A 13065-nucleotide genomic window follows, 5' to 3' on the forward strand; every position below is an offset into this window, starting at 1 on the left:
CGCCGCTTGGGCTTCGGCACCTCGACGACCTGCGCGACCGGCTCCGCGGCCTTCTCCTCGGTCTTCTCCTCGTCACGACGAGCCTCCCGGGGGGTCTTCGCCTGGTGAAAGTTTCGCGCCGGGACATATGGGATCTTCGGCGGGCTCGGCGTCCGCATAGGGGTTTCCTGTGGTCGCACCGCCGTTCCGGGGCACGTTCCCCGAAGCGAATCCGAAGGTAAGGTCACACTTCGGCAAGATCGAGTCGCACCGACTCGCGCGGTCATGAGGGTCGGGTAGTGTTACGCGAACGTGACGTCTTTCCAAGGGATACCCATGCGCCGACTGGCCGTTCTCGCCGCCTTGCCGTTGCTGTTCGCCGCCGCCTGCGGCGGTAACAACGGCGACGTCACCGCCAAGACCGGGGCCTCGCCCACCGGGGTGAAGGTGGCGGGAGAGTTCGGGAAGAAACCGCAGGTCACCTTCCCCGCGGGCAAGCCGCCCGCGACCTCGTCGGCGCAGACGATCTCCGAGGGCCAGGGCAACGTGGTCAAGGACGGCGACGCGGTCGTCGCCAACCTCACCGCCTACAGCTGGGACGGCAAGAGCAACGCGGCCTCGGGCTCCACCTACGACGACGGCGCCCCTCAGCTCATCAAGGTCGACTCCAAGCTCCCCTCCGTGGTGCACAAGGCCTTCCAGGACAGCAAGCCCGGCGGCCGGTTCGTCGCCGTCGTCGCCAAGGACAGCCTGACCGCCGACCAGGTCGAGCAGGCCAAGTCACAGGGCGCCGACACCTCGATCGCCAGCGTCTACGTCGTCGACGTGATGGGCGTGCCCACGGCCAAGGCCGCCCAGGGCACCGCCACCGACCCGGCGGTCAAGGGCGTCACGCTGGAGAACCCCGGCGGAGACCAGGCTCCCAAGCTGACCACCAAGACCAGCGAGTCCGCGCCCAAGGGCCTCGTCGCCAAGACCGTGATCAAGGGCTCGGGCCCCGTGGTCAAGACCGGTCAGACCATCCTCGTGCACTACACCGGCAAGATCTGGGGCTCCGACAGCGAGTTCGACAGCAGCTGGAGCCGTGGCGAGCCGGTGATGTTCCCGATCGGCGTCGGCAAGGTCATCAAGGGCTGGGACCAGAGCCTGGTGGGCGTCCCGGTGGGCAGCCGGGTGCTGGTGTCGATCCCGCCGGACCTCGGGTACGGCAAGGCGGGCTCAGGCGACAAGATCAAGGGCACCGACACCCTGGTCTTCGTGGTCGACGTCCTCGGCGCCTACTGACCCCTCCGCGCCTCCCGCTTCGCTCGCCGCGGCCGTCCTCCCGCCCTTCCCGGGCACGGGGGTACGGCCGTCCGGCTTTCCCGGCGCGGGCCCCGCGGGCTAGGCGATCTCCCAGTGCTGGTCGGCGATATTGATGGCCACGTCCAACTGACCGCCGAGAGCCTCGGCGTAGGCCGCCAGCGTGGACACCTGCCACCACCGCCGACACGCCGTTCTCGATGGCCGAGACGCGCTTCTGACCGACCCCCATCCGCTTGGCCACCACCTGCTGCGTGAGGCCCAGACGCTTACGGATCTCTCCAAGACGAAGCCCCGCGATGCGGCGCGATGCGCGCCGCTCGATCTCTGCCATCTCGCCGGGCGAGTCGAAGATCTCGGCGAGGGCTTCGTTGTCTGGCTTACTCACTTCTCCCCCTGCTCGGCTAGCCATTGACCGGCACAGCCGGGGCGCTGGCCCGGCTGGGAGGCGTTGGCGTCTAGCGGCCCGGCTCGGGGTCGAGCCAGGCCAGGTGCAGGCCGAGCCGGTCCGCCACCCGGTCAGGGCTCGACCAGCACCCATGAGGTCTGCCCTTGGCGGTGATCGTCGCTGCCGTGCCGCCGGGCAGTCGCACCCCGTACAGCTCCACGCCGCCCTCGTCTCCGTACTCCTCGTCGGTGTAACGCAGCAGCGCGAACAACCGCGCCCGTTCCTCCACCCTCAACCGAGGGACGTCCGCACCTTCCTCGCCCGCGTCGTGGTAGACAGTCCGCAGGCTGGAATCGGGTCGCTGATCCATCGGGTCACCCCTTTCTCCGGCCCTGGCCGGGACGGGCACAGCCATCGCACGCCAACCCGTCCCGGCCTCGGCCTCTTCTTCTTTGACTGCGCTGTGTGATGCGAGTGTTACAGATAGCGTGGCATCAATTCGGGAGCTGTGCAAGATTGGCTTCGACGGAAATTGTAATTAGTTGAATTTGTATGCTACGTCCGATTGAAGCATTAGGTTGGAGAGGTCATGGGTGCCAGAAAAGGGCCGACACTTCGCGCCCAGTGGCTCGGCAAGCAACTGCGCGAACTACGCGAAGCGGCGAAGCTCACCCTGAAAGACGCCGGAGACTACATCCAGCGCGACCAGTCGTCGCTCAGCCGCATGGAGCAGGGGATCACGCCCATGCGTGTCCCCGACGTACTGACCCTGCTCAATCTCTACGGCGTGAGCGACGTCAACCTCCGCGACGGAATGGAACGCCTCAGCCGCGACATCTGGCAGAAGAACTGGTGGGATGCCTACGCCGACGCGTTCACAGGCCGCATCATCGATCACGCTTGGCTTGAGTCCCGCGCCCGAGAACTGCACTCGTATGACGCGATGGTGGTTCCAGGACTCCTCCAGACCCGTGAGTACGCCGAAGCGGTGATCCGTGCGGCAGACCCGAGTAAGCCGCGAGAGCGGATCCAGCTCTGGGCCGATTTCCGGTTGAATCGGCAGCAGGTGCTGGGCGGGGATACGCCTCTGCGTCTATCGGTGACTCTCGATGAGGCGGTGTTGCATCGGGAGGTCGGTGGTGTGGACGTGCTGCGCGGTCAACTTCTGCATCTCATCGATGTGGCGGCGCGGCCGAACATCGACATCCGCGTGCTGCCCTTCGGGGCAGGCGCCAGTGCCAGCCCAGAAGGACCCTTCACAATCTTTGACATGTCTGGTCCATACCCTGATGTCGCTTATATCGAGACGCGAGCGGGTGTGCTATACGTCGAAGGGGACGAGGTGGAACACTTTGCTCAAGCGTACGATCGCCTTCGCGAGTCCGTACTCTCGCCCGACGATTCGGTGGCGATTATCAGGAGCGCGGTAGAAAAGGCAGCCTGACCCAGATGGAGGCATACAGAGTGGCCATCCCCGAGGAGATTTCTGGTGCCGCCTGGCGTATCAGTACGTGGAGCGCCAATGGAGGTGGCGAATGTGTCGAGGCCGGGCCGCTGGCTGACGGCACCGGGCGGGTGGCCGTACGCCACAGTCGGCGCCCGGACCGCGAGGTGATCCTCTACACTCGCGGCGAATGGGAAGCCTTCGTCGCCGGCGTCAAAGCCGGCGAATTCGACTTCTTCACGGGCTGACCTGGGCGGGGCGCCCGAGGTCGGCATGGAGCCCGCCAGGTGTTCGGACGGGAGAGCATAGAACCATGAACGATCTCGTGAGATTCACGATCCCGGCCGGTTTCATCTCGTCGCGAGTCGCCCTGACCACCGAGGAACTGGTGTGCGGATACAGAAAGGGCTGGCTTTCGTCGACGGCGCTCGCCGAACTCGCCAGGGACGGGTTCGGCGACCTGCCCGATCTGCCGACCGAGGAGGAGATGCCGTATCTCCTGCCGAGCGAGGTCGAGGAGAAGGTGAGGGCGGCCGTCTCCGCGCGCGACGACGTGGACTGTGCCGATCCGGAGCTCGGCAAGGTCTGGCGGTATCTGGCGCTGGCGCGGCTCAACGAGCGCCGGGCCACGATCTCCGGCTTCTGGGACGTCATCGAGATGATGTGGTCCGATCTCGGTTACCCGGAGGAGATGGAGCCGTTCATCTACCACATCCCCCCGCCTCCGGGTGAGGAGTTCGGCGAGCCGGCCATGCTACGGCGGCTGGAGTCCCACCTGTCGGAGCGGGCGGATTGGTACAGGACCCGCGGGGACGCTCAGCGGGTGCGGTAGACGTCGGCGCGATGGTCGACGCGTACGACGTGGACGACCCGCGTGGTCTCGTCGATGCGGTAGACGACCCTGTAGGCGCCGCGTCTGGCGGAGTGGTACTTGCTCAGTTCCCGCGTGAGGGGCTTTCCGACTCGCTGGGGGCTGTCCAGAAGCGGGCCCGTCAAAAATTCTGTAACCGCGGTCGCGACCGCCAGTGGCAGTCCGCGTGGGGGACCTTCGACGAGCGCCCGGCGCGCCGACGGCGCCAGCGACAAAGCGTACGCTTCGTCGCTCACGCGTCCGCCTGCTCGATGCGCGCCCGTTCGGCCATCAGGCGGCGCAACTCATCGGCGCCGATCGCCTCACCACGGGAGATCTCGGTCTCGGCCGCGCGAATCTCCTCGTACGCTCCCGGAGTCGACAGCAGATCCAGGGTCTCTTCCAGTGCCTCCAGGTCGGACACCGACATGATGACCGCCTCTGGACGGCCGTTACGCGTGATCACGATACGTTCGTGGGTGTCGCGGACCTCATCCAGCACCGCGGACAGCCGCGCTTTGGCATCAGCCAATGGAATCGTCGTCATGACCTGAATTATAGTCACGTCCGCCCGTCGTGGGCTCTCGGCCGTTCCTCGGGACTTCAGCCGCTCAGGAGGGCGAAGCCGGGGCCGGGGACGGTCGTCACAGCAGGGAGGCGGCGTGGCGGCCCGCGGCGGCCGAGGCGAGGAAGCAGGCCAGGTCCTCTGACAGGCCCCGGCCCATCGTGGACAGCTTCACCGGGCTGGCCTTCAGCAGGTCCTCCAGCCCGTCCACCGGCACGCTGACCAGCTCGTGGCGTTCGCCCAGCGCGGCGGCCTGCTCCGTGACCCGCTCGCCGAAGGCGCCGGGCAGCTCCGGCACCACCACCTGGGCGGGCGAGAGCGCCACCCGCCCGTAGGCGGTCAGCGAGTGGTGGGAGACCCCGATGTGGCGCTCGCGCAGATCTCCCTCGCTGACCCGCAGCGCCCCCACCGGCCGACCGCCCAGCACCGCCGCCGCGTTCACCGCCTCACCCGCCGACACCCCCGAGAACCCCCATCGGGTGCCGGTGCCCAGGTTGCCCGGCCCCTGGGTCACGATCGCGACGTCGGCGGAAAGCACGTGCCTGGCCGCCAGCAGCCCCGTGTGGACGGTCACCGCCTCGACGTCGCCACCGAACGACTGCCCGGTCGTGACGACCCCGCACAGCCAGCCGATCTCGCGCAGCCGCGCCGCGGACATGGAGAACCAGCCCGGCAGCGCCCCCCCGTCGAGCATGACGTAGGCGACCCTCGGCGCCGCGGAGGGGCGCGAGCCGTACAGGCCGCACAGGATCGCGGGAAGGGCCGAGTGAAGGTCGGCGACGATCACCGGCATGCCGTCGACGGAGTCGGCGTCGCGCAGCGTCTCGTGGAAGGGCGAGTCCTGCTCGTCGGCGCCCAGCACGGTGGCCTGCAGGGGCGTGTATCGTGCCTTGACCAGGTGTCCCGGTCCTTCGGGATCTTCCGGCAAACGGTCCGGTACGGCCACTACCATGGCATAGCCTCCCGTACCGAGGCCCATGGCGAGCGCGGTCGTGTTCAGCAGCACCGTGTCGCCGGGTTCGGGACGGCCCACCAGCGGGGGGTAGGCCAGAGCCCGGCACCGCCCCTCGGGGAGGGTCACGTCCAGTTCCATCGCGCCCGGCCACTCGCGCCGGACCGAAAGCACCTCGCCCTTGCGCCATCTGATCACGCGGCAAGGGTAGCGTCACCGTGAGAAGGGAGGCCCGATGTCTCGGCGGAAGACCGAGCGGCTGCTGAATCTCGTCATCTGCCTGCTCGCCACCCGGCGCCCGCTCAGCGCGGAGCAGATCCGCCACGCCGTGCCCGGCTACGACGCCGGCAACGACGAGGCCTTCCAGCGCATGTTCGAGCGCGACAAGACCGAGCTCCGGGAGATCGGCATCCCCGTCCAGGTGCACAAGGACCCCTGGGACGACGAGCCCGGCTACCGCATCATGCGCCAGGCATACGAGCTGCCTGAGATCACGCTGGAGGCCGACGAGGCCGCCGTGCTCGGCCTGGCCGCGCTGGTGTGGCAGCGGGCCAACCTCGCCGAGGCGGCGAGCGGCGCGCTGCTCAAGCTGCGCGCGGCCGGGGTGCAGACCGACGAGTCCGCCGCCGGGCCGCTGGAGCTCCGGGTGGACACCCGCGACCCCGCCTTCCCCGGCCTGTGGGAGGCGGTGCGCGACCGCAGGGTCGTCCGGTTCGACTACCGCGCCGCCGGAAGCGAGGTGCTGCTCACCCGCACGGTCGAGCCCTGGGGCGTGGTCAGCCGCCGTGGCCGCTGGTACGTCGTCGGCCACGACCGCGAGCGCGACGCGCCCCGGGTCTTCCGCCTCAGCCGGATCAGCGGGCCCGTCGTTCCCGCCGGGCGTCCGGGGGCGGTGACCGTCCCCGAGGGGGTCGACATCCGCTCGATGGTCGGCACCCGCGACAGCCTGCTTCCCGAGCGGACCGCGACCATCCGCGTCCGCGAGGGCACCTGCCAGTGGCTCCGCCAGGTCGGCGAGGTGCGGCCGGGCGATGACGGCTGGGACGTCGTCACGCTCGACTTCGCCGACCCCGAGTGGCTCGCCGGGTCGATCGTCGCGTTCGCGGCCGACGCCGAGGTCCTGGACCCGCCGGACGTCCGCGAGGCGATCATCCGCCGGCTGAAGGGAGCCCTGGCGTGAGCACGGCCGACCGGTTGCCCCGGCTCCTGGCGCTGGTGCCCTACCTGATGTCCCACCCCGGGGCGCAGGTGCCCGAGGTGGCCAGGTTGTTCGGGCTCACCGAGAAGCAGCTCGTCGACGACCTGCAACTGGTGTGGATGTGCGGCCTGCCCGGCCACACCCCCGGCGACCTCATCGACGTCTCCTGGGACGGCGGCGAGATCCTCATCGACAACGCCGAGACCATCGCCCGCCCGCTGCGCCTCGGCATCGACGAGGCGAGCGCGCTGCTGGTCGCGCTGCGCATGCTCGCCGAGCTGCCCGAGTTCGAGCAGGGCGACGTGCTGGCCCGGGTGATCGCCAAGCTGGAGGGCGCGGCGGGAGAGGGCGCCGCGGCGGTCAGCAGCCAGGTGGCCTTCGAGCTGGACGCCGCCCCCGACGCCATGGCCACGGTCAGGGCCGCGCTGCGCGCCGGGCGCCGCCTGTCCCTGCGTTACTACGTGCCGGGGCGCGACGAGATCACCCCGCGCGAGGTCGACCCCACGCGGCTGGTGATGGCCGACGGCCGGTCCTACCTGGAGGGCTGGTGCTACCGCGCCGACGGCATGCGGCTGTTCCGGCTCGACCGCATGGTCGGCGTCGAGATGCTCGACGTGGCAGCGGACCCGCCCGCCGGGGCCGAGCCGATCGACGTCACCGACGGGGTGTTCCGGCCCTCGCCCACCGACGAGCTGGTGGAGCTGGAGCTGACCCCCTCCGGTCGCTGGGTCGCCGAGTACTACCCGTGCGAGGAGGTCACCGAGCTGGGGGAGGGCCGCCTGCGCGTGACGCTCCGCGCCCGCGACCAGGGCTGGCTCGTACGGCTGGCGCTGCGCCTGGGCGACGGCGGGCGGGTGGTCTCCCCGGCGTCCCTGATCGACCGGGTGCGCGAGGAGGCCTCGGCGGCGCTCGCCCGTTACGAGTCGGTCTCCTGATCCTTGCGAGGAACCCCTCCGGGTAGGTCGTCACCGCCTGCCTTCGCTAGAGTTCCAGGTCATGATCTGGATCTACGTCGCGGTGGGCGTGGGCGTCGCCGGGCTGGTGCCGCTGGCGGTGCTGGCGACCCGCGTGCTGGTGGCCATGCGGGGGCTGGCACGTGAAATCGAGCGGGCCACCACCCGTCTCGCACCCGTCCAGGGACGGCTCAGCGCCGCGATCGGCGCATCTGGGTCGGCGGGAGGGGTGAATGAAGTGGTGGTGGCAGCGTACGATCGAGCTTGAGATTGCACGTCGCTCGGCGTAAGGATGTGTCATGCCATCACTTGGTCCCATGGAATGGATCCTCATTCTCCTGGTCCTTGTCCTGCTCTTCGGTGCCAAGAAGCTTCCGGACACCGCGAAGGCGCTGGGCCAGTCGCTGCGGCTCTTCAAGAAGGAGACCACCAAACTCCACGAAGAGGACGAGGTCAGGGCCGCCCAGGCCACGACCGCCACTCCTCAGCCGGCCGCTGCCCCGCAGCAGTCCCTCCCGCCCGTGACGCCCTCGGTCGAAGACCGCCTGCGCGTCCTTGAGGAGGAGAACGCCAGGCTGCGCGCTTCCCAGGCCGCCGCTCCGAAGGACCAGGGCTCTTTGTGACGCGAGCCCGCTGACCTGACCGCCCCCCTTAGACCAGGACTAGATCAGGACGCCCGATGGCACTGCTGAAACGGTCAAGCCCGGCCGGCGACGACTCGGTCGCAACCGATCTGGACGGGCGCATGTCGCTCATGGATCACCTCCGTGAGCTGCGCAACCGCCTGATCAAGGCGATCCTCGGCCTGACCGTCGGCACCGTGGTCGGATTCGTGTTCTTCGACCGGCTGTGGGTCTTCATGACGGGGCCCTACTGCCGGTTGCCCGACGCCCACAAGCTCAAGGCCGGTCAGTGCACCCTGGTCGTGCAGGGGGTGTTCGAGGGCTTCATGGTGAACCTCCAGGTCGCCCTCATGTTCGGCGCGGTGGTCTCCGCGCCGATCTGGCTCTACCAGATCTGGGCGTTCGTCACGCCGGGCCTCTACCGCAACGAGCGGCGTTACTCGCTGTCGTTCCTCGCGCTCTCGGTCCCGCTCTTCGCCGCCGGCGCGGCGCTGGCCTACTTCACGATGGACAAGGGCCTCGCGCTGCTGCTGGGCTTCGCCCCGGGCAACGTGATCCCGCTCATCAGCATGGACCAGTACGTCGGGTTCATGATGGCGATGCTCGTGATCTTCGGCCTGTCGTTCGAGGTGCCGCTGCTGCTGGTCTTCCTCAACCTGATCGGCGTGCTGCCGTTCCGGCTGGTGAGCAAGCACCAGCGCATGGTCATCTTCCTGATGTTCGTGTTCGCGGCCGTGGCCACGCCGAGCCAGGATCCCATCACCATGCTGGCGCTGGCGCTGCCGATGGTCGGCATGTTCCTGATCGCCGAGCTCATCATGTACTTCCACGACCGCAAGAAGGACGAGCTGGAAGCGCAGCACCAGAGGGAGATCGAGGAGGAGCTGGACGGCCCCGCCGCCCGTACTCCTGAGTAGTTTCCAGCGCTTTACCCCTGGATTACCGGGGTCGGTCCGGATAGGTTCCGGCTGTGGCTGGTGAGCTAGTAGTCCTCGTGAATCCTGCGGCCCGTGGCGGCCGTACCCTCCGACTGCTCGACCCCGTCGTGCGCCGCCTGCGGGCCGGTGACCGTCCGGTGTCGGTGATCGTGGGCACCTCCGCCCAGGACGCCCTCGAACGGGCGTGCACGGCCGTCGCCGAGGGGCCCGAGGCCCTGGTCGCCTTCGGCGGCGACGGGCTGGTGCACCTGGCGGTCCAGGCGGTCGCCGGCACCGACGTCCCGCTCGGGATCATCCCGGCCGGGACGGGGAACGACATCGCCGACGCCCTCGGCATCCCCAAGCGTGATCCGCTCGCCGCCGCGGGCATCGTGGCGGCGGGCGAGACCCGGGTGGTGGACGCCGCCCGCGTCGGCGAGGACGAGTGGTTCGCGGGCGTGGTGGCCTGCGGCTTCGACTCCAAGGTCAACGAGCGGGCCAACCAGTTGACGCGCCCGCCGGGAATGGCGAAGTACCTCCTCGCGATGGCGCAGGAGTTGCGCTCCTTCGTCCCCATCCCCTTCACGATCACCCTCGACGGCGAGGTCGTCGAGCAGGAGGCCATGATGGTGGCCGTGGGAAACACCCGTTCCTACGGCGCGGGCATGCGGGTCTGCCCGGACGCCGTGCCGGACGACGGACTGCTCGACGTGCTGATTGTCGGCAGGCTCCCCAAGGCGGCCTTCCTGCGGACCTTCCCCCGCGTCTACCGGGGTACGCATCTCGACCATCCGGCCGTGACCCTGCGCCGGGCCCGTACGGTCACGGTGGACGCGCCCGGCATCGTGGCCTACGCCGACGGCGAGCGCGTAGGCCCCCTGCCGCTGACCTGCACCGTGCGGCCCGGCGCCCTGCGCGTCCTCGCCCCACAGGCCACCTGAGCCACCACCTGACGGGGTCCGCGCCGGGGCGGAGGCCGCACGATGCGCCGCGGACGAGTGATCAAGGTTTCGCCGGCGGACCCCGACCGCGGATGTGGCCCGGAGCACAGAAAGGGCGGTGCAGCCGACAGGACCGGAATTCGGCTATCGGTAGGCTGAAGTGCATGACGACGCCTGCGGAACGCTATGCCGCCTTCCGTGAACAGCATGCAGACAGCGGGCCGGCGCTCACCTCCTTCCGCGGCCTGTACGACTTCGAGCTGGACGAGTTCCAGCTCGACGCCTGCCGCGCGCTGGAGGCGGGGGACGGCGTGCTGGTAGCGGCCCCCACCGGTTCAGGCAAGACCGTCGTGGGCGAGTTCGCCGTCCACCTCGCCCTTGAGCAGGGCAGCAAGTGCTTCTACACCACGCCGATCAAGGCGCTGTCCAATCAGAAGTACAACGACCTCGTCCGCCGCTACGGGGCCAAGAACGTCGGGCTGCTCACCGGCGACAACAGCGTCAACGGCGACGCGCCGATCGTGGTCATGACCACCGAGGTGCTGCGCAACATGCTCTACGCCGGGTCCTCGACGCTCACCGGGCTGAGCCACGTGGTCATGGACGAGGTGCACTACCTCGCCGACCGCTTCCGCGGCGCCGTCTGGGAGGAGGTCATCATCCACCTGCCCGAGTCCGTGCGGGTCGTCGCCCTGTCGGCGACCGTCAGCAACGCCGAGGAGTTCGGCGAGTGGCTCGGCGAGGTGCGCGGCGACACCACGGTGATCGTCGACGAGCACAGGCCGGTCCCCCTCTGGCAGCACATGCTGGTCGGCGACAAGCTGTACGACCTGTTCGTCGACGAGGACAACCGGCCACGCATCAACCCCGGCCTCATGCGCATCTCCCGTGACGAGCAGCGCCTGGCCCAGGCGCGCGGCAGGCGCGGCTACTCAAGGCCGCGCCGCTCGGCCAACTCCGTCAGCCGCTCCGACGCCATCGAGAAGCTGGACTCCGAGGGCCTGCTGCCGGCGATCACCTTCATCTTCTCGCGGGCCGGCTGCGACGCGGCCGTCCTGCAGTGCCTGCACGCCGGCATCCGGCTGACCACCGACAGCGAACGCCACGAGATCCGCCAGATCGTCGACGAGCGCACCTCGCACCTGCCCGACGAGGACCTCTCGGTGCTCGGCTACCTCGAATGGCGCGACTGCCTGGAGCGGGGCCTGGCCGCCCACCACGCCGGCATGCTCCCGGCCTTCAAGGAAGTCGTCGAGGAGCTGTTCACCCGGGGCCTGGTCAAGGCGGTGTTCGCCACCGAGACCCTGGCGCTGGGCATCAACATGCCCGCGAGGTCCGTCGTCATCGAGAAGCTCGACAAGTGGAACGGCGAGACCCACGCCGACCTGACCCCGGGGGAGTACACCCAGCTCACCGGGCGTGCCGGGCGGCGTGGCATCGACGTTGAGGGCCACGCCGTGGTCGCCTGGCAGCCCGGCATGGACCCGGTCGCGGTGGCCGGCCTGGCGAGCACCCGCACCTACCCGCTCCGCTCCAGCTTCCGGCCCTCGTACAACATGGCCGTCAACCTGGTCGGCCAGGTGGGCAGGGAGCGCGCCCGCACGCTGCTGGAGGCCTCGTTCGCCCAGTTCCAGGCCGACCGGGCGGTCGTCGGCATCGCCAAGCAGGTACGGCGGGCCGAGGAGGCGCTCGACGGATACTCCGAGGCGATGACCTGCCACCTCGGCGACTTCCAGGAGTACGCCCGGATGCGCAGGGACCTGTCCGACAAGGAGGCCGACCTCTCACGCCAGCGCGGTACGGCCCGCCGTGCGCAGGCCGTGCGCTCCCTGGAGGCCCTGAAGCCCGGTGACGTGATCCGCGTCCCCGGCGGCAGGCGCGCGGGGCTCGCGGTCATCCTCGACCCCGGCCTCACCATGCGCACCGAGGGCCCCTCGCCGCTGGTGCTGACGATCGGCAAGCAGGTCAAGCGGCTGTCGGCGGCCGACTTCCCCGTGCCGGTCGAGCCGGTCGAGCGCCTGCGCATCCCGAAGGGGTTCAACCCCCGGGCCCCCAAGGACCGTGCCAACCTCGTCGCCACCCTGCACGCCAAGATCGGTGACCGGGACCTCGGCCGTCCGGTCCGGGTCCGGGACCACGACGCCGACAGCATGCTGGCCAGGGACGCCACTCCGGGCACCCCCGAGTGGGAGATCGCCGAGCTGCGCCGCCGGCTGCGCGCCCACCCCTGCCACGGCTGCGACCAGCGCGAGGACCACGCACGCTGGGCCGAGCGCTACTACAAGCTGCTCCGTGAGACCGAGGGACTGCGGCGGCGGGTCGAGAGCAGGTCCCACGTGATCGCGCGCACCTTCGACCGGGTCTGCGGCGTCCTCGACCAGCTCGGCTACCTGGAGGGGGAGACCGTCACTCCCGAGGGCCGCCGGCTCGCCCAGCTCTACACCGAGCTCGACCTGCTCACCGCCGAGTGCCTGCGCGCCGGCATCTGGGAGGACCTCGATCCGGCCGAGCTGGCCGCCTGCGTGTCGTCCCTGGTGTTCGAGTCCCGGCAGGCCGACGACGCGCGGCAGCCGAAGATCCCGGCGGGCGGCGCCAAGGAGGCGCTGGCCTCGGCGGTCCGCATCTTCGCCGAACTGGAGGACATCGAGCGCGACCACGGGCTGTCGTTCATCAGGGAGCCCGACTTCGGGTTCGCCTGGGCCGCCTTCCGCTGGGCCAAGGGCCACAGCCTCGACGCCGTGCTCACCGACGGCGACCTCGCCGCGGGCGACTTCGTGCGCTGGGTCAAGCAGCTGCTCGACCTGCTCGACCAGGTGGGCAAGGCGGCCCCCCCGGGCAGCAAGGTCAAGCAGAACGCCCCGGTCTGGTGTGCCGCGCAACCGGGGACCGTGCGATGGCAAGGGCTGCCGCGCTCGCGGTGCCCTGCGGCACGGCCCTGGTGTTCCTCGGCTAC

General features: G+C 69.7%; 15 protein-coding genes and 1 pseudogene. 11 read left to right on the top strand and 5 right to left on the bottom strand.

Annotation, left to right across the window (positions count from 1 at the left end; all coding sequences use genetic code 11):
- Nucleotides 1-315: 315 nt before the first annotated feature.
- Entirely contained in the window at nt 316-1263 is a 948-nt protein-coding gene (locus AB0B89_RS29970) for an FKBP-type peptidyl-prolyl cis-trans isomerase (RefSeq protein WP_358559506.1), read from the top strand.
- A 214-nt stretch (nt 1264-1477) separates the two neighbouring features.
- Here the strand turns inward: AB0B89_RS29970 and AB0B89_RS29975 are convergent.
- Together AB0B89_RS29975 and AB0B89_RS29980 are read right to left on the bottom strand one after the other, a co-directional pair.
- Nucleotides 1478-1822, bottom strand: a pseudogene (locus AB0B89_RS29975) (helix-turn-helix transcriptional regulator); the annotation flags it as partial.
- Entirely contained in the window at nt 1740-2039 is a 300-nt protein-coding gene (locus AB0B89_RS29980) for a hypothetical protein (RefSeq protein WP_358559508.1), read from the bottom strand. The gene AB0B89_RS29980 and the pseudogene AB0B89_RS29975, both read right to left, overlap by 83 nt.
- A gap of 219 nt (nt 2040-2258) precedes the next feature.
- Between AB0B89_RS29980 and AB0B89_RS29985 the strand changes: the two genes are divergently transcribed.
- The 3 genes from AB0B89_RS29985 to AB0B89_RS29995 all read left to right on the top strand — a co-directional run bounded on the left by AB0B89_RS29985 (nt 2259) and on the right by AB0B89_RS29995 (nt 3945).
- Nucleotides 2259-3113, top strand: coding sequence for a helix-turn-helix transcriptional regulator (locus AB0B89_RS29985; RefSeq protein WP_358559510.1), 855 nt, complete (start codon nt 2259-2261; stop codon nt 3111-3113).
- 20 nt (nt 3114-3133) lie between these two features.
- Nucleotides 3134-3361, top strand: a complete 228-nt coding sequence (locus tag AB0B89_RS29990) for a DUF397 domain-containing protein (RefSeq protein WP_358559512.1) — start codon at nt 3134-3136, stop codon at nt 3359-3361.
- Nucleotides 3362-3426: 65 nt separating this feature from the next.
- Nucleotides 3427-3945: a DUF2247 family protein gene (locus AB0B89_RS29995; RefSeq protein WP_358559514.1), complete on the top strand. Its 519-nt coding sequence runs from the start codon at nt 3427-3429 to the stop codon at nt 3943-3945.
- Here AB0B89_RS29995 and AB0B89_RS30000 read toward each other — a convergent pair.
- From AB0B89_RS30000 to AB0B89_RS30010, 3 genes are all read right to left on the bottom strand, one after another.
- The gene (locus AB0B89_RS30000) at nt 3930-4220 is read right to left on the bottom strand and encodes a type II toxin-antitoxin system RelE/ParE family toxin (RefSeq protein WP_358559516.1); all 291 of its coding nucleotides are present in this window, start codon (nt 4218-4220) and stop codon (nt 3930-3932) included. The two genes, AB0B89_RS29995 and AB0B89_RS30000, sit on opposite strands and share 16 nt — an antisense overlap.
- Nucleotides 4217-4510 (bottom strand): type II toxin-antitoxin system Phd/YefM family antitoxin, encoded by a 294-nt coding sequence (locus tag AB0B89_RS30005; protein WP_358559518.1) that lies wholly within the window; start codon nt 4508-4510, stop codon nt 4217-4219. The genes AB0B89_RS30000 and AB0B89_RS30005 overlap by 4 nt, the downstream gene beginning before the upstream one ends.
- A 97-nt stretch (nt 4511-4607) precedes the next feature.
- Nucleotides 4608-5678, bottom strand: coding sequence for a DUF3866 family protein (locus AB0B89_RS30010; RefSeq protein WP_358559520.1), 1071 nt, complete (start codon nt 5676-5678; stop codon nt 4608-4610).
- A 37-nt stretch (nt 5679-5715) separates the two neighbouring features.
- Between AB0B89_RS30010 and AB0B89_RS30015 the strand changes: the two genes are divergently transcribed.
- The 7 genes from AB0B89_RS30015 to AB0B89_RS30045 form a co-directional block, all read left to right on the top strand.
- Nucleotides 5716-6660 (top strand): WYL domain-containing protein, encoded by a 945-nt coding sequence (locus AB0B89_RS30015; protein WP_358559522.1) that lies wholly within the window; start codon nt 5716-5718, stop codon nt 6658-6660.
- Nucleotides 6657-7613: a WYL domain-containing protein gene (locus tag AB0B89_RS30020; RefSeq protein WP_358559523.1), complete on the top strand. Its 957-nt coding sequence runs from the start codon at nt 6657-6659 to the stop codon at nt 7611-7613. The genes AB0B89_RS30015 and AB0B89_RS30020 overlap by 4 nt, the downstream gene beginning before the upstream one ends.
- A 61-nt stretch (nt 7614-7674) precedes the next feature.
- Complete coding sequence (locus tag AB0B89_RS30025; RefSeq protein WP_358559525.1) at nt 7675-7899, top strand: hypothetical protein; 225 nt, start codon at nt 7675-7677, stop codon at nt 7897-7899.
- A 31-nt stretch (nt 7900-7930) separates the two neighbouring features.
- Complete coding sequence (tatA, locus tag AB0B89_RS30030; RefSeq protein WP_358559527.1) at nt 7931-8254, top strand: Sec-independent protein translocase subunit TatA; 324 nt, start codon at nt 7931-7933, stop codon at nt 8252-8254.
- Between the two features lie 56 nt (nt 8255-8310).
- Nucleotides 8311-9171, top strand: coding sequence for a twin-arginine translocase subunit TatC (tatC, locus tag AB0B89_RS30035; RefSeq protein WP_358559529.1), 861 nt, complete (start codon nt 8311-8313; stop codon nt 9169-9171).
- A gap of 53 nt (nt 9172-9224) precedes the next feature.
- A complete protein-coding gene (locus AB0B89_RS30040; RefSeq protein ID WP_358559531.1) occupies nt 9225-10112 on the top strand; it encodes a YegS/Rv2252/BmrU family lipid kinase in 888 nt (295 codons plus the stop codon).
- Between the two features lie 164 nt (nt 10113-10276).
- On the top strand, nt 10277-13065 hold a 2789-nt coding region (locus AB0B89_RS30045), incomplete at its 3' end, for a DEAD/DEAH box helicase (RefSeq protein WP_358559533.1).

It is taken from the genome of Sphaerisporangium sp. NPDC049002 (genome assembly GCF_040649355.1).
Taxonomy (GTDB): Bacteria; Actinomycetota; Actinomycetes; order Streptosporangiales; family Streptosporangiaceae; genus Sphaerisporangium.